The sequence below is a fragment of the Deinococcus alpinitundrae genome (genome assembly GCF_009982895.1).
GTDB classification, from domain to species: domain Bacteria; phylum Deinococcota; class Deinococci; order Deinococcales; family Deinococcaceae; genus Deinococcus; species Deinococcus alpinitundrae.
Window position 1 is genome coordinate 192063 of the sequence record NZ_WXZL01000003.1, and the last position, 14792, is coordinate 206854.

The following is a 14792-nucleotide window of genomic DNA, read 5'->3' on the forward strand; positions in this document are numbered from 1 at the left end:
GAGACAAGATGAAGATCACCATTCTGGGCGCGGGAGCCATCGGCGGCCTCGCCGGGGCCTATATGTCAAAAGCCGGTTACGACGTGACGCTGGTCGACCGCTGGGCCGAGCACATCGACGCCATCAAGAAGAACGGCATCACGGTGGACGGCGTGCGCGGTGATTTGCACTTCGACGTCAAGGCCCTTCATCCGAGTGAACTCACCGGCCCGCTGGAAGCGGTGCTGATCGCCACCAAGAGCCAGCACACCCTGGAAGCGCTGGAAAGCGTGCTGCCGCTGTTCGGCCCCGATACCTTCGTGGTGTCGTACCAGAACGGCTTCAACGAGCACGACATCGCCGCCAAGCTGACCGAGGCGGGGCTGGGCGGCCTGGAGCGGGTCATCGGCTCGATTCCCAACTACGGTGGGGCGCTGGTCGATCCCGGTTACCTGGAGTTTGTCCACGAGGGAGCCATTCAACTCGGCGAGATGACCGGCGAGCGCACCCCGCGCCTTCAGGAATTGGCGAAGATGCTCTCGGCGCTGACCGAGGTGCAGCTCAGCGACAACATCTGGGGCCAGATCTGGGCCAAGGAGGTCTACAGCGCCCAAGTGGTGTTCAGTGCCCTGGTCAACGCGCCGATCCGTGAAACGCTGGGCGTGGAGCGCTACGCCAGAATCGCGGGCGCGGTGGTGCGCGAGGCACTGGAAATCGCCGAGGCCAACGGCATCACGGTGGAAGCGTTTGATTTCTTCGACCCGGCCAACTACAAACCGCAGACGCCCGCCGAGACCCAGAAGCTGATCGACAACATCAACCATGCGGTCTGGCTGCTCAAGAAGGACCAGAAGCCCGACGCCCACCAGTTCAAGAAGAAGGGCAGCGGCATCTGGTGGGACATCGTGTACCGCAACCGGCCCTCCGAGGTGCGCTCCAGCAACGGCAAACTGGTGGACTACGCCGCCAGGGTCGGGGCCGATTCCCGCCTGAACGCCAAGCTCTGCGAGATGATCTACGAGATTGAGGGCGGCCAGCGGCCCCTCGGATTTGAAAATTACGACGAGCTGGAAGCGTATGTCGCCTCCATCGGCAAGGCGCTGCCATGAGCGGCCAGAAACGATTGGGGGTCGGCGTCATCGGGGCGCATGCCTGGGCCGAGAAAGCCCACCTGCCGGGGTACGCGGCGTATGACCGCGCTGATTTGGTGGCGATCTGCGACACCGTGCCGGAACGGGCGCAGGCCATGGCCGAGCTGTTTGGCATCCGCAAGATCTACACCGACGCCCAGGAACTCATCAACGACCCCGAGGTGCAGATGGTGGATGTCTGCACGCCCACCGACACCCACCTGCCGCTGAGTCTGGCGGCCATCGTTGCTGGCAAGCACGTCATTTCCGAGAAGCCGCTGGCGCACGACGCCAAGGACGCCTTCGCCGCCGCCGCGCTCGCTCAGGAAAAGGGTGTGCGCACCAAGCTGGGTTTTACCTTCCGTTACTCGCCCGCGATCCGCCAGATCAAGACCTGGGTGGACGACGGCACGCTGGGCGAGATCTTCCACGTTCACGGCTTGGAGCAGAACTCGCAGTTTCTGGATCCGACCTATCCGCTGCGTCAGGTGTCTCAGGACGCCGACTGGTCGCAGCTGATTCCCTCGTCCATCGTGGGCTACGGCTCGCACCTGCTCGATCTGGTGCGCTGGTGCGCGGGCGAGTACAAGAGTGTGATCGGCAGCCTGCACAACTACGTGCCGGAACGCATTGTGCGCGGCTACGAGGGCATGCAGCGCATTCCAGTCGAGGACGGCGCGGTGGCCCTGGCTGAGTTCGCCAGCGGAGCGCAGGGGATGCTTCAGACCTCGTATATCGCGGTGGGCAACTATCCCGGTGTGGAGCTGCGGATCTACGGCAGCAAGGGTGCGGCGGTGGCCCGGCTGGTGGAGGAAAACGGGATTGCCGAGACGCTCCACTTCGCCACGCCCGACGCGGTGGAATTCCGCGAGATTGACCTGCCCGACACGGCCTATCCGCCCGGCACCACCCTGCACACGCCCTGGCCGGAGCTGTACTACCGCAATCTGATCCGCTTCTGGGTGGACGAGATTCTGGATGACCTGCCCGGCGAATGCACCTTCTACGACGGAGCCAAGAGCCAGGAAACGGTCAACGCCATCGTGCAGTCGTTCCGCGAGCGGCGCTGGGTGGACTTGCCGAAGGTCACGGCGCAGTGAGCCAGACGGACGGGTGGGTGGAGCGCTACCTCGCCCTGCACGCCCGGTTTCGCCCGGTGGACGCCTCGTTCATGGGCCTGCCGGGCTACAGCGATGGCTTGCCCCCGGTGGGTGCGGCGGCGCTGGAGCAGGAAAAAACTGAACTGGAAGCGCTTTTGCAGGAAGTGGAGGGCTCCAAACAGGAACCGGACACGGCAGGTGAGCGGCTGGACTTGTGGCTGCTGCGCGCTCAATTGCGTGTCACGCTGCGGGAAGCGCAGCAGCGGCCCCGTCAGCACAACCCGGCCTTCTACACGGGCGAGGCGGCCTTCGGGATCATCAGTCTGCTGTTGCCGAACGAACGCCCGACGAATACGGACACTGTTGCGGCTCGGCTGAAGGCCATTCCCGAATTTCTGGCGACAGGACTGAAAACGCTGGAAGCACTCAACCTCCCCGCCGACTGGGTGGGGCGTGCCCAGAAAGAGGCGGAGGCGCTGGAAGCCTTACTCCTGCGCGGTTTGTCCAAACACCCTGACTATCAGGCCGAGTGGCAAGCCCCCGCCGCCCACGCTGCCGCCGCCGTGCAGGCCTTTGCCGCAGCCCTGAAGGCGGGTGACGCCGACCCGGCCTGCGGGCGCGACCACCTGGAATTTCTGATGCGCGAGGCCCACGCCCTACCGTTCTCGGCGGCAGAAGCAGAGGGACGGGCGCAGGCGGCGTTCGAGACGCTGGGTGCGGAACTCGCAAAGATGGCCCGCCAGCTTGACCCGGCGAAAAGCTGGCAACAGCAGCTCACCGATCTGGAGCAGCAGCACCCCGCGCTGGCCGACGTGCAACGCACTTATCAGGACTGGAACGCCCGCGCCCTGGCTGCCGCCGAAGGGCTGGTCACGCCCGCCCGCGAGTACGGCCTGTCCTACGAGTTTTTGCCGGAATGGGCCTGGGAAGCGGCGGGAGCGCTGTATTTCCTGTTCTACCGCTCGCCGCCCGCCGAGCATCCCGGAGACGGCAGCCGCTACTGGATTTTTCCGCCCGGTGCGGACACGGCGGCCTACCTGCGCGGCCAGAACATTCCGTTCATCAAGGCCGTTCACGCTGTTCACCACGGCAGCATCGGCCACCACACCCAGAACGCGCGGGCGCGGCGAGCAGCGTCGAGGCTCGCCCAACTCGGCGGCACCGACTGCGCCAGCGGCATCGCCTTTCTGAGTGCGGGCACGCTGGTGGAAGGCTGGGCCTGCTACGCCGAAGACCTGCTGCTGGAAACGCCCGGTTTTTACACACCCCAGGAAGAATTGCTGCTCAAGCAGTTCGAGTTCCGCAACGCCGCCTGCTGCCTGGCCGACATCCGCCTGCACACTGGGCAGTGGACCCTGGAGCAGATGCGGGCCTTTTACCGGGACGAGGTGGGTTTCGCGCCGGGCCGCGTCTGGGCCGAAACGACCCGCAACAGCATTTACCCGGCCACCCGGCTGATGTACTGGCTGGGCACCCAGGTCATCAAGGAGTTGCGCGCCGAGCTTGGCCTCGCGCCGCAAGAATTTCACGATCAACTTCTCTCGTACGGCTGCGCCCCCATCACCCTGATCGCTCAGGAGCTGCGCCGCCTCAAGGCTATAGGAGCCGCATGACCCAGCAACCCCTCACTCAAGAGAAAAGAGCCGAACTGCGCGAACGCTACCTCAAGGTCGATACTGCCAACGTGGCCGACGTGCTGGACGAACTCGGCCACCCGGATTACGGCCTGGCCAGCAGCTTCTGGCCGATCAAGGAGTCGCAGAACAAGCTGGCGGGCTGGGCCTACACTGTGCGCGGGCAGATGACGCCCTACCCCGGCACCGGAGACCCCGAGAAGATGAAGGCGGTGGCGGGCCTGAAAGACGGCGAAATCAGCGTCTGGAGCGGCGGTGGGGCGTCGGGTGTCTGCTTTTTCGGTGAGCTGATCGCGCTGGGGATGCAGCACCGGGGCTGCGTCGGGTCGCTCATCGACGGGGGTATCCGCGACATCGAATGGATCGCCAAGATGAATTTCCCGGTGTTTACCCAGTACCGCTCGCCGGTGCAGTCCATCGGGCGCTGGCAGGTCAACGCCTGGCAGGTGCCGGTCTACCTGCCCGGAGCCACTGCTGAGCGGGTCATGGTGCGGCCCGGTGACTTCATCCTGGCCGACGTGGACGGCGTGATCATGGTGCCGCAGGAGCTGGCCGAAACGGTGCTCGACCGGGCCGAGGCCCTGACCCGGAAGGAAGTCTCCATCCGCGAGGACCTCGGCAAGGGCATGAGCCTGCCCGAGGTGCTGGAAAAGTACGGGCACGTTTGAAGCATTGATCAGCTGAAGGGACGGGCGGGAGCAATCTGGCCCCGGCCTTAAACTGAAACGCCCACCACCGGAGAGCACCATTCTCTTCCCACCTCATGCCCCAATACCGGAGATCACATGGATTTACAACTCAAAGGAAAGACAGCGCTCGTGACCGCCGCCAGTGCGGGCCTCGGTTACGCGACGGCGTCGGCGCTCTCGGCAGAAGGGGCGCGGGTGGCAATCTGCTCACGCGACTTGGAGCGTGCTCAGGACGCCGCCAAAAAAATCCAGGCGGCGAGCGGCCACGAAGTGCTGGCCTTCGCCGCCGATGTCGCCAGCGAGGCCGATCTGACCCGGCTGTTCGGTGAAGTCAGCGAGGCGCTCGGAAAGCTCGACATTCTGGTCTGCAACGCTGGCGGGCCGCCCGCAGGCAACTTCTCGGCGCTCAGCGAGGCGCAGTGGGTCACCGGCTTTCAACTCACCCTGATGAGTGTGGTGCGCAGCGTGCGGCTGGCGCGTCCCCTCATGCAGGCGGCGGGTGGCGGGCGCATCTTGACCATTCTGAGCAGCAGCGTCAAGAAGCCGATCGACAACCTGACCTTATCGAACACTTTCCGGCCCGCCGTACAGGGGCTGTGCAAGAGCCTCTCGCTGGAACTGGCCGACGACAACATTCAGGTCAATGGGCTGGCTCCGGGCCGCATCGAAACTGGGCGAATCAACCAGCTCGACGACGCGATGGCCGCCAAGCAGGGCAAGAGCCGGGCCGAGATTCGCGCCGCGTCGGAGGCACAGATTCCGATGAAGCGCCTGGGGCAGCCGGAAGAATTCGGGCGGGTGGCGGCATTTTTGTGCTCGCCTGCCGCCGAGTACGTCAACGGCAGCGTGCTGCTCGTCGACGGGGGAGCCATGACCAGCTTATGAGTGACACAACCTATGATCCGCAGGCGCATGCCCGCCTCCTCGTCGATTACTGCATCGCCGCCCAGCCCGGCGAGCGGGTGCTGGTCCAAACGACCACGCTGGCCTTACCGCTGGTGGAAGAACTCCACAAGTTGCTGCTCCAGCGCGGCGCGACGCCCCTGATCCGGCTGGAGTACCCGACCCAGCTCGACGATTTCTACCGCCTCGCGCCCGATGCACTGCTCGACACCACCGAGGCGCTGCTGCTCTCTGAAGTGGAGAGCATCGACGCCTCCATCCGCCTCCTGACGCCCTCCGCGCCTGGAGAGGGCCTGGACGCGCAGCGGGTGGCCCGGCACCGCAAGGCGCTGAATCCGGTGGCCCGCGCTCGTGCCCAGCGGAGATGGAACCTGAGTCTGTATCCCACCGCCTACGGTGCCGAGGCTGCCAGGATGAGCCTCGCCGACTACGAGGCGTTCGTGTCCAGTGCCATGTTCCTCGATACCCCCGATCCGGTGGCGAAGTGGGGCGAGATCCGTGAATTGCAGGCGCACCTGATCGAGAAGCTCTCGCGGGCCAGTGAAGTGCGGATCGTCGGCGACGAAACCGACCTGACCCTCAGCATTCAGGGGCGCGGCTGGGTCAACAGCGACGGCAAGCGCAATATGCCCTCGGGCGAGGTGTTCACCGGCCCCATCGAGACCAGCGCCAACGGCCAGATTCTGTTCGATCTGCCGAGTTTGTATGGTGGGGCCGCCGTGCGCAACGTGCGCCTGACGTTCAAGGACGGCCAGGTCGTGGACGCCCGCGCCGATGAGGGCGAGGACGTCGTGCTGGCCGCGCTGGAAACCGACGGCGGCGCGAAGTGGCTCGGCGAACTCGGCATCGGCAGCAACGCCGGAATCCAGATTCCCAGCCAGAACATCCTCTTCGACGAGAAAATCGGCGGCACGGTGCATCTGGCGCTGGGCAACAGTTACCCGGAGACTGGCGGCACCAACGTCTCGGCGCTGCACTGGGACCTGATCAAGGACCTGCGTCAGGGCGGCCAGATTCTGCTCGACGGCGAGGTCTTTCAGGATACCGGGCGCTTCGTCTAACGCCGGATTGCCGAGGTGTGCGCTGCGTTCCGATACGGATTCCCCCCTCTTTTTCTGAATGACAACCGATCAGCCGCGCTGCGTCTCAGGCAGCGCGGCATTTTTTGGCTGCACTCCTGGGGCCGGTCACGTTACCGGACCAGGGTGCAGTCCTTCGTCAGGTCACAGCGGGTACTGGACTCAGACTTGATATTGATATAGCATTCTCAATATGACTGTGTCCGAGGCATCACATGGGGTCATCCGACGCCAGCACCTGCAGTCTGGTTGGGCAGCCGGGTCTCTACCTGATTTATACCAGCGACCTCGGCTGACGTTCCCAGCCTTCTGTGCCGTGGCGAGACCGGGGCTTCGCCAGGACGAATTTTACCAAGTCGGGCCACAGCCTGAGCGGTTCGTTACTTCGTTCTGAGTGCAACAACATGGGTCTCTGAATCAATCAAAAGGAGCCGGATCATGAGCAGAATCTGCGCCGTAACAGGAAAGAAAAATAAGGTGGTCAACAGCGTGACGCGCCGGGGCAAGGCGCGGGCAGCGGGCGGGGTGGGCCGCAAGGTCACCGGCGTCAGCAAGCGGGTGCAGAAGGTCAACCTGCAAAAAAAGCGCGTTGTCGTGGGCAGCGAGGTGCAGACGGTCCGGCTGTCGGCCAGGGCACTCAGATCCGTGAGCGCGGGTAAGATCAAAGGCATGGCCCTGGTATGAAGCGTCTGATGTTGCTGGGCCTGCTGGCCAGTGGTCTGGTCAGCGCCGCGCCGCTCAACATCGTCGCCGCCGAGAACTTCTACGGCGACGTGGCCCGGCAGATCGGCGGTGAGGGCGTGACCGTCACCAGCATCCTGAGCAGTCCGAGCCAGGATCCGCACCTGTTCGAGGCCAGCCCCAGCACGGCGCGGGCGATTTCCGGCGCGGACATCGTGGTCTACAGCGGCATCGACTATGACCCCTGGATGGATAAGCTGCTGAGCGCCAGCAAGAACGCCAAACGCCGGGTGCTGGTGGTGGCCGCGCTGACCGGCAAGAAAGTCGGCGACAACCCCCACGTCTGGTACGACCCGGCGACCATGCCCATCTATGCCAGAGCACTGCGGACCGAACTGATCAGGCGCGATCCCACTCACAAGGGGCAGTACGATGCCAACCTCAAGCGCTTTCTGGCGGCCATGACCACAGTCAGCAGTAAGGTCGCCAGCCTGCGTGCCAAATACGCTGGGACACCCGTGACCGCCAGCGAGCCGGTGTTCGGCTACCTGTCCGACGCCCTGGGTTTCAAGATGCAGAACCTGCGCTTTCAGCTGAGCGTGATGAACGAGGCCGAGCCCAGCGCCGTGCAGACCGGAGCCATCAACGACGATCTGCGGAGCGGCAAGGTCAAACTTTTCTTTTACAATACCCAGGTGACCGATCCGCTGACCGAGAAACTCAGGAGCCTAGCCAAGCAGGGCGGCGTATCGGTGGTGGGCGTGACCGAGACGGCCCCGCCGGGTCTGACGTATGTGCCCTGGATGCTCTCGCAACTGAAGACCATCCAAGCGGCGCTGGCAAAGAAGTAAGGTTGTCTGACGTGGCGGTGTTGGAACTCAGAGACGTGATGATCGGGCGAGGCAGGCGGGCCGTGCTCAGCGGCGTCAATGCGGCTGTCCAGCCGGGCGAGTTCATCGGCGTGTTCGGCCCCAACGGTGCGGGCAAGAGCACCCTGTTCGCCACCTTGCTGGGCCTGCTGCCGGTGATGCAGGGTGAGCTGTCGGTGCTGGGCCAGCCGGTGCGGCGCGGCAACGCCCTGATCGGCTTCATGCCGCAGCACCGCGTGCAGGCGCTGGAAGTGCGGCTGAGCGGCTGGGATTTTGTCGCCAGCGCTTACCAGGGCCAGCGCTGGGGTCTGCCGCTGCTGGGCCGTGCCGGAAGAGAAGCGGTGCAGGACGCCCTGGCAACGGTGGGCGCAGAAGCCTTAGCGCGCCGTCCGCTGGGGAGTCTGTCGGGCGGCGAGCGTCAGCGGCTGCTGCTGGCCCAAGCCATTCTGGGGCGGCCTCGCCTGCTGCTGCTCGACGAACCGCTGATCAGCCTCGATCCGCGCTACCAGCAGGCGGTGGTGGAACTGGTGGCGCGGGTGCAGCACGAGCGCAATCTCACCGTGCTGATGAGCGCCCATGAACTCAATCCGCTGCTCGGCACCATGAACCGGGTGATGTACCTGGGCGGCGGTCAGGCGGCGCTGGGGACGGTGGCCGAGGTCATCACCGGGCCGGTCCTCTCGAAGCTCTACAGCGCCCCCATCGAAGTCATTCGCCACGGCCAGCGCATTTTCGTGGTCAACGGCCTGACCAACAGTTCCCAGGAGGCACCCCATGACGCTGATCGTCACGATGCTCTCGTATGACTTTATGCGCTCGGCCTTCGCGGCGGGGCTGGTGGTGTCGCTGGTCGCCGCCTGCGTGGGCTACTTTCTGGTGCTCAGAAACCTGACCTTCGCCGGGCACGCCCTCTCGCACGTGGGCTTTGCCGGGGCCACCGGCGCGGTGCTGCTGGGCCTCAGCCCCCTGGGCGGGCTGCTGCTGGCCACGCTGCTGGGCGGCGTCGGCATGGGCCTGCTGGGTGAGCGGCTGCGGGGCCGTGACGTGGCGGTGGGCGTCATTCTGACCCTCTCGCTGGGTCTGGGCACGCTGTTTTTGCACTTCTACACCCAGTTCGCCACCCAGGCCAACGCCCTGCTGTTCGGCAACGTGCTGGGGGTCAGTCCGGCCACCCTGCATTCGCTGCTGTGGCTGGCCGCCGTCTGTCTGGCGGGGCTGGCCCTGATCGCCCGGCCACTGCTGTTCGCCTCGCTGGAGCCGGAACTGGCCGAGGCACGCGGCGTGTCGCTCAGGCTGATCAGCGTGCTGTTTTTGATGATCGTGGCGATAGCGGTGGCCGAGAGCGTGCAAGTGGTGGGGATTCTGCTGGTCTTTGCGCTGATGGTCGGCCCGGCCGCCGCCGCCGGACGGCTGACCGGCAAGCTGTGGTGGGGCCTGGGTCTGACCGTGGTGCTGGCGATGCTCGAAACGACGCTGGGCATCGTGCTGGCCTACGTCACCGACTGGCCCACCAGTTTCTGGATCAGTGCCCTGAGCGCCGGAGTGTATCTGCTGAGCCTCGGTGCGGGCCGCCTCGGTGCGGGCCGAGCCAGCCCGGCAAGTTAGAGCAGTTGACGAAGAAGATTCCTCTCTTTTCGTGAATGACCTGCAAGGGTGGGTGGGAGTGGGAAGGAGCACCGTCGTGAACGGACTGTCATCGTGAGCAGCACCCGTATGGGAGGAGGAGTCCCATACGGGTGCTGCTGTGCCCAAGACTGTGGCGTTGAATCGGCGTTTTCCCAGGCAACATAACGGACAAATGCTCTAAACGTCGGGGTCGTCGGTGAAGTTCGGTGGGCGTTTTTCGCGCCGCGCTGCTGCGCCCTCGCGCACGTCCGGCCCAGCGAAACCCATGAATTCCAGTGCCAGCGAGGCGTCGAAACTCGGCCCGGCCATCCGCAGCCAGTTGTTGAGCGCGTACTTGGTCCAGCGAATGGCGCTCTGACTGCCTTTGCTGAGCCGGTTGGCGATCTCAAAGGCTTTGGGCAGCAGCTCGTCTTCCGGCACGCAGAGGCTGACCAGTCCGATGCGCTCAGCCTCCTCGCCGCCGACGCTCTCGCCCAGCAGCAGGTGGTATTTGGCCTTGTTCATGCCGCACAGCAGCGGCCAGATGATCGCCGCGTGGTCGCCCGCCGCCACGCCCAGGTTGACGTGACCGTCGAGCAGGCGGGCGCTCGGCGAAGCGAGACTGATATCGGACAGCAGCGCAATCGCCAGCCCAGCGCCCACGCAGGGACCGTGAATGGCGCTCACGACCGGCTTGGAGCAGTTGATGATGTTGTAGACCAGATCGCGAGCTTCCTTCCAGACCCGCGTGCGCGTCTCCCACGACTCGGCCATGTCTTCCACCAGTCCCAGGTCGCCGCCCGACGAGAAGGCCCGCCCCGCGCCACGCACCAGCACCACCCGCACGTCCGCGTCGGCGTCCACCACGCGCCAGAGGTTGGCCAGTTCGCGGTGCATGTTGGCGTCCGCCGAGTTGAGCGTCTTCGGATTCGACAGGATCAGTTCCAGCAGGCCGCCCTCGTGGGCCGCGAAACCCAGCGAGGGAAACTGGGCCTGGTAGGTGTCAAGCGCGGGAATCACCGCGCGCCCCGCAAATCCAGCACCCGCTTGAGCTTGCCGCCCTCGCTGCGCGGCAAGCTGCCGTCTTCGCACAGTTCGCAGGTCACGCTCACGCCGATCTGGGCCTTGATCCGCTGAACGACCTCGCGACCCAACGCGCCGTCTGTGCGCCCGCTTTCCACCTTCAGCAGCAGCTCGTCCATGATTCCCGTGCGTGACAGCACCAGCTGATAGTGCGGGCGCAGCTCGGCGAACTGCCCGAACACCGCCTCGATCTGGCTGGGATAGACGTTGACGCCGCGCAGGATGATCATGTCGTCGCTGCGGCCCTGGATGAAGTCCATCCGGCGCATGGTGCGGCCCGTCGCGTTGTCGGCAGGCAGCAATCTGGTGATGTCCCCGGTCCAGTAGCGCAACACCGGCATGGCGGTGCGGGTCATGCTGGTCAGCACCAGCACGCCGAATTCACCGTCCGGCAACACCTCGCCCGTGTCAGGGCCGACGATTTCCGGATAAAAGTGGTCTTCCCACAGGTAGCTGCCCTGCTGTTCGTGCACGTCCTCGTTGGAGACGCCGGGGCCGATAATTTCTGACAGGCCGTAGATGTTGGTGGCCTTCACGCCCAGCCGCGTTTCCACTTCCCGCCGCATGGTGTCCGACCAGGGTTCCGCGCCCAGCACGGCGTACCGGAGGCTGAGGCTTTCGGGTGTGTGGCCGCGCCGCCTCAGCGCTTCGGCCAGCACCAGCGCGTAGCTCGGCGTGCAGGCGATCACCTCCGGCCCGAAGTCCTCGATCAGTTGCACCTGCTTGTCGGTGTTGCCGCCGGAAATCGGCACCACGCCCAGGCCCAGTCGCTCGCCGCCCGCGTGGGTACCCAGGCCCCCCGTGAACAGGCCGTAGCCGTAGGCATTGTGAAACAGCATGCCGGGCCGCGCTCCCGCCGCGTACAGGCTGCGGGCCACCACTTCCGCGAACACGTCCAGATCGTTTCGGTCGTAGCCGACGACGGTGGCCTTGCCGGTGGTGCCGCTGCTGGCATGAATGCGGCGCAGCTCGCTTCGGGGCACCGAGAACAGGCCGAACGGGTAGCTGTCGCGCAGATCGCTCTTGCGGGTGAAGGGAAAGCGGTGAAGGTCGCCCAGCGTTTTCAGCTCGTCCGGCGTGACGCCCACCTCAGCGAACTTGGTGCGGTAGGCGGGCACGCGTTCGCTGAGGCGCTGTACGGTGGCCTGAAGACGCTCAAGTTGCAGGGCGCGGAGCTGAGCCAGCGGCATGGCCTCGGCAGTGGGGTTGAACATGCTTGATGGGGTCATGCCTGGGCCTCGGGTCGGGAGCGTCGGGTTGAAAAGACCCCATGATTCTTGCTCAACGCTGCTCCTCGCTCCGCGCCACCAAAGTCAGAATGCTGTAGGTCGCCACCAGCACGTCGTTCTGGTTGGTCACGTCCACATGCCACTTGACGACCCCGGTGGGCGTCTCACCCTCGCGCGTTTCCTTGGCGCTTTTGCTCTGCACCGTCAGGCGGGCACGGATGGTGTCGCCAAAGCCGACGGGTTCGGTGAAGCGCAATCCTTCCAGGCCGTAATTCGCCAGCACCGGCCCCATGCCGGGGTCGACGAAGAGGCCCGCCGCCGCCGACAGCACCAGGTAGCCGTGCGCCACCCGTTTGCCGAACAGACTGTCCTTGGCCGCGATCTCGTCGGTGTGGGCGTAGAACCTGTCTCCGCTCAGGCCCGCGAAGGCGCTCACGTCCGACTCGGTGATGGTGCGGCGCGGAGTGAGCAGGCTGTCGCCCACCTTCAGCTCGTCGAAGTTCTTTCGGAACGGGTGGACTCCGTCGTCGGTGACGGCGGCCCCGCGCACGTACTCGCCGGTGATGGCCGTCAGGGTGGTGGGGTCGGCCTGAATGGCGGTGCGGATCAGGTAGTGCTTGACCGCCCGCAGCCCGCCGAGTTCCTCGCCGCCGCCCGCTCTACCGGGGCCGCCGTGCTTGAGCTGCGGTAGGGGAGAGCCGTGTCCGGTGGACTCCTTGGCGTCGTCGCGGTTGAGAATCAGAATGCGCCCGTGCGTGGAAGCCATGCCGAAAAACAGCTCGCGGGCTTCGGGGCGGTCATGGGTGACGATGCTGGCGGCTAAGCTCCCGCGCCCCAGGCGGGCGAGTTCGGCAGCCTCGTCCAGATTGGCGTAGGGCATCAGCGTGGCGACCGGGCCGAACGCCTCCAGCTCGTGGGCGGCGCTGTTGGTCAGGGGCTGGTCGGCCAGCAGCAGGGTGGGGGCCATGAACGCGCCGCTGTCCCAGTCGCCGCCCAGAAGCTCGGGATGCTCATCACCGATCAGGACTTTAGATTCGGCCTTGAGCTGGCGCAAGACCTCGGCCACATCGTCGCGCTGAGACGCGCCCACCAATGGCCCCATGCGAACGTCCTCGCGGCTGGGGTCGCCCATGGTGACGCCTTGCAAGCGCTCGCTGATGGCTGCCGTCACGTCTTCCACGCGCTCACGCGGCACGATCACGCGGCGAATGGCGGTGCATTTCTGCCCCGCCTTGCTGGTCATTTCATTGACCACCTCGCGCACGAACAGGGCAAACTCAGGTGCATCTGGCGTCACCGTCTGGCCCAGCACGATGCAGTTGAGGCTGTCGGCCTCGGTGTTGAACGGCACGCTGCGGCGCACGATGTTCGGATGCACCTTCAGTTTGCTGGCGGTGGCCGCCGAGCCGGTGAAGGTCACGGTGTCCTGCTCCCGGAGGTGGTCGAACAGGTCGCCGGTCGAGCCGCAGATGAGTTGCAGGGCACCTTCCGGCAGCAGGCCCGACTCGTGAATGGCCCGCACCACCGCCTCGGTCACGTAGGCCGTCTGCGAGGCAGGCTTGACGATGGCCGGAACACCCGCGATCAGGTTGGGGGCGATCTTTTCCAGCATGCCCCACACCGGGAAGTTGAAGGCGTTGATATGCACGGCCACGCCCTCGCGCGGCACCAGCACGTGGCGGCCTATGAAGCTGCCGCCCCTGCCGAGCAGATTGATGTCGTCTTCCAGCACGAATTTCTGAGCGGGAAGGTCGCGGCGGGCCATGCTGGAATAGCTGAACAGCGTGCCGATGCCGCCGTCGACGTCGACGAGGTTGTCGCGCCGGGTGGCTCCGGTGAGGTGCGAGAGGGCATTGAACTCGGCCTTGCGCTCGGTCAGGTAGGCCGCCAGTGAGCGCAGCCGCCGCGCCCGCTCGTGAAAATCTAGCTTGCGGAGGTTGCGCCCACCGATGTCGCGCCCGTACTTGAGGGCCGCCGCGAAGTCCACGCCGTCCGAGGAGACGTAGGCGATGGGCTGACCGTAAGCGGCGTCGCGGATTTCCTGCCCGCCCGTAGAGGCGTGCCATTGCCCCTGAATGAGTGAGGCGACTTGAATGGGACGGGGGAGGGTTGGGGATTGGGCTGGGGTCATGGGATGTCCTTTGCAGAGGAGGCGTTAAACTCAACTATGGCTGGCCCTCCTCCACATCTCAAAATGGTGAGCGCGGCGAACCGGGCGCAGTGGCGGGCATGGTTGGAGGCAAATCACGCCTTGGAGGCCGGCGTCATTTTGGTATCCTATAAAATGAGCAGTGGGATGCCCAGCGTGACTTGGCCGGAAGCGGTGCGCGAGGCGCTGTGTTTTGGCTGGATCGACACCACCCGTTATACGCTGGACGCCGCGAGGTATCAACAAGTCTTCGTGCCGCGCCGGAAGGGAAGCGGTTGGTCGCAGCTCAACAAAAGGTATATAGAAGAATTGACCGCTGCCGGACTGATGACGCCCGCTGGACAAGCCAAAATTGACCTGGCCCAGCGTGATGGCTCATGGGCACGGCTAGAAGTGAGCGAATCGTTGCACATTCCCAGCGATTTGCAGACGGCGCTGGAGGCCAGCGCCGAGGCCGCCCAGCATTTCGAGGCGTTTCCGGCCTCTATCAGAAAATATATTTTGCACTGGATTGCTGAAGCCAAGCGGCCCGCGACCCGCCAACAGCGCATCGCTCTGACTGTTGAGAAGGCCGCCCAGAATATCCGTGTCCGTGGCGAGCGGCCTCCCCGCTGACTTCATTCTTTGCACCGCTTTGCTCCCAACGCAGTTGCCAGGCCCCA

The 14792-nt window shown here is 65.2% G+C and carries 14 protein-coding genes; 11 read left to right on the forward strand and 3 right to left on the reverse strand.

Annotated features, from left to right (window positions below):
* Nucleotides 1-8: 8 nt before the first annotated feature.
* The 10 genes from GUI70_RS03965 to GUI70_RS04010 all read left to right on the forward strand — a co-directional run bounded on the left by GUI70_RS03965 (nucleotide 9) and on the right by GUI70_RS04010 (nucleotide 9669).
* Entirely contained in the window at nucleotides 9-1088 is a 1080-nt protein-coding gene (locus GUI70_RS03965; protein WP_161881006.1) for a ketopantoate reductase family protein, read from the forward strand.
* Nucleotides 1085-2209, forward strand: coding sequence for a Gfo/Idh/MocA family protein (locus tag GUI70_RS03970; protein ID WP_161881007.1), 1125 nt, complete (start codon nucleotides 1085-1087; stop codon nucleotides 2207-2209). The genes GUI70_RS03965 and GUI70_RS03970 overlap by 4 nt, the downstream gene beginning before the upstream one ends.
* Complete coding sequence (locus GUI70_RS03975) at nucleotides 2206-3822, forward strand: DUF885 family protein (protein ID WP_237724683.1); 1617 nt, start codon at nucleotides 2206-2208, stop codon at nucleotides 3820-3822. Before GUI70_RS03970 ends, GUI70_RS03975 begins: the two co-directional genes overlap by 4 nt.
* On the forward strand, nucleotides 3819-4511 hold the full coding sequence (locus GUI70_RS03980) for an RraA family protein (RefSeq protein ID WP_161881009.1): 693 nt from the start codon (nucleotides 3819-3821) through the stop codon (nucleotides 4509-4511). The genes GUI70_RS03975 and GUI70_RS03980 overlap by 4 nt, the downstream gene beginning before the upstream one ends.
* 117 nt (nucleotides 4512-4628) lie before the next feature.
* Nucleotides 4629-5417: an SDR family oxidoreductase gene (locus GUI70_RS03985; RefSeq protein ID WP_161881010.1), complete on the forward strand. Its 789-nt coding sequence runs from the start codon at nucleotides 4629-4631 to the stop codon at nucleotides 5415-5417.
* Nucleotides 5414-6496 carry an aminopeptidase gene (locus tag GUI70_RS03990; protein ID WP_161881011.1) on the forward strand — a complete coding sequence of 361 codons (1083 nt, stop codon included), beginning with the start codon at nucleotides 5414-5416 and terminating at the stop codon, nucleotides 6494-6496. Before GUI70_RS03985 ends, GUI70_RS03990 begins: the two co-directional genes overlap by 4 nt.
* Before the next feature lie 456 nt (nucleotides 6497-6952).
* Nucleotides 6953-7198: a 50S ribosomal protein L28 gene (gene rpmB / locus GUI70_RS03995; RefSeq protein ID WP_161881012.1), complete on the forward strand. Its 246-nt coding sequence runs from the start codon at nucleotides 6953-6955 to the stop codon at nucleotides 7196-7198.
* Entirely contained in the window at nucleotides 7195-8046 is an 852-nt protein-coding gene (locus GUI70_RS04000) for a metal ABC transporter solute-binding protein, Zn/Mn family (protein WP_202630391.1), read from the forward strand. Before rpmB ends, GUI70_RS04000 begins: the two co-directional genes overlap by 4 nt.
* An 11-nt stretch (nucleotides 8047-8057) precedes the next feature.
* A complete protein-coding gene (locus GUI70_RS04005) occupies nucleotides 8058-8870 on the forward strand; it encodes a metal ABC transporter ATP-binding protein (protein ID WP_237724694.1) in 813 nt (270 codons plus the stop codon).
* Nucleotides 8839-9669, forward strand: coding sequence for a metal ABC transporter permease (locus tag GUI70_RS04010; protein ID WP_202630393.1), 831 nt, complete (start codon nucleotides 8839-8841; stop codon nucleotides 9667-9669). The genes GUI70_RS04005 and GUI70_RS04010 overlap by 32 nt, the downstream gene beginning before the upstream one ends.
* 198 nt (nucleotides 9670-9867) lie before the next feature.
* On the opposite strand, the gene GUI70_RS04015 is transcribed toward GUI70_RS04010, so the two are convergent.
* From GUI70_RS04015 to paaZ, 3 genes are all read right to left on the reverse strand, one after another.
* Nucleotides 9868-10689, reverse strand: a complete 822-nt coding sequence (locus tag GUI70_RS04015; protein WP_161881013.1) for an enoyl-CoA hydratase/isomerase family protein — start codon at nucleotides 10687-10689, stop codon at nucleotides 9868-9870.
* Nucleotides 10686-11966 carry an AMP-binding protein gene (locus tag GUI70_RS04020; protein ID WP_161881087.1) on the reverse strand — a complete coding sequence of 427 codons (1281 nt, stop codon included), beginning with the start codon at nucleotides 11964-11966 and terminating at the stop codon, nucleotides 10686-10688. The genes GUI70_RS04015 and GUI70_RS04020 overlap by 4 nt, the downstream gene beginning before the upstream one ends.
* A 67-nt stretch (nucleotides 11967-12033) precedes the next feature.
* Nucleotides 12034-14112 (reverse strand): phenylacetic acid degradation bifunctional protein PaaZ, encoded by a 2079-nt coding sequence (gene paaZ, locus GUI70_RS04025; RefSeq protein WP_161881014.1) that lies wholly within the window; start codon nucleotides 14110-14112, stop codon nucleotides 12034-12036.
* A 63-nt stretch (nucleotides 14113-14175) separates the two neighbouring features.
* Here paaZ and GUI70_RS04030 point away from each other — a divergent pair, with 63 nt between their 5' ends.
* The gene (locus tag GUI70_RS04030; protein WP_497747226.1) at nucleotides 14176-14745 is read left to right on the forward strand and encodes a YdeI/OmpD-associated family protein; all 570 of its coding nucleotides are present in this window, start codon (nucleotides 14176-14178) and stop codon (nucleotides 14743-14745) included.
* The last annotated feature ends 47 nt before the right edge of the window (nucleotides 14746-14792 follow it).

Coding starts and splice junctions, on each gene's coding strand:
- GUI70_RS03965 (WP_161881006.1), top strand. CDS start 9: ATGAAGATCACCATTCTGGGCGCGGGAGCCATCGGCGGCCTCGCCGGG.
- GUI70_RS03970 (WP_161881007.1), top strand. CDS start 1,085: ATGAGCGGCCAGAAACGATTGGGGGTCGGCGTCATCGGGGCGCATGCC.
- GUI70_RS03980 (WP_161881009.1), top strand. CDS start 3,819: ATGACCCAGCAACCCCTCACTCAAGAGAAAAGAGCCGAACTGCGCGAA.
- GUI70_RS03985 (WP_161881010.1), top strand. CDS start 4,629: ATGGATTTACAACTCAAAGGAAAGACAGCGCTCGTGACCGCCGCCAGT.
- GUI70_RS03990 (WP_161881011.1), top strand. CDS start 5,414: ATGAGTGACACAACCTATGATCCGCAGGCGCATGCCCGCCTCCTCGTC.
- rpmB (WP_161881012.1), top strand. CDS start 6,953: ATGAGCAGAATCTGCGCCGTAACAGGAAAGAAAAATAAGGTGGTCAAC.
- GUI70_RS04000 (WP_202630391.1), top strand. CDS start 7,195: ATGAAGCGTCTGATGTTGCTGGGCCTGCTGGCCAGTGGTCTGGTCAGC.
- GUI70_RS04010 (WP_202630393.1), top strand. CDS start 8,839: ATGACGCTGATCGTCACGATGCTCTCGTATGACTTTATGCGCTCGGCC.
- GUI70_RS04020 (WP_161881087.1), bottom strand. CDS start 11,966: ATGTTCAACCCCACTGCCGAGGCCATGCCGCTGGCTCAGCTCCGCGCC.
- paaZ (WP_161881014.1), bottom strand. CDS start 14,112: ATGACCCCAGCCCAATCCCCAACCCTCCCCCGTCCCATTCAAGTCGCC.
- GUI70_RS04030 (WP_497747226.1), top strand. CDS start 14,176: ATGGTGAGCGCGGCGAACCGGGCGCAGTGGCGGGCATGGTTGGAGGCA.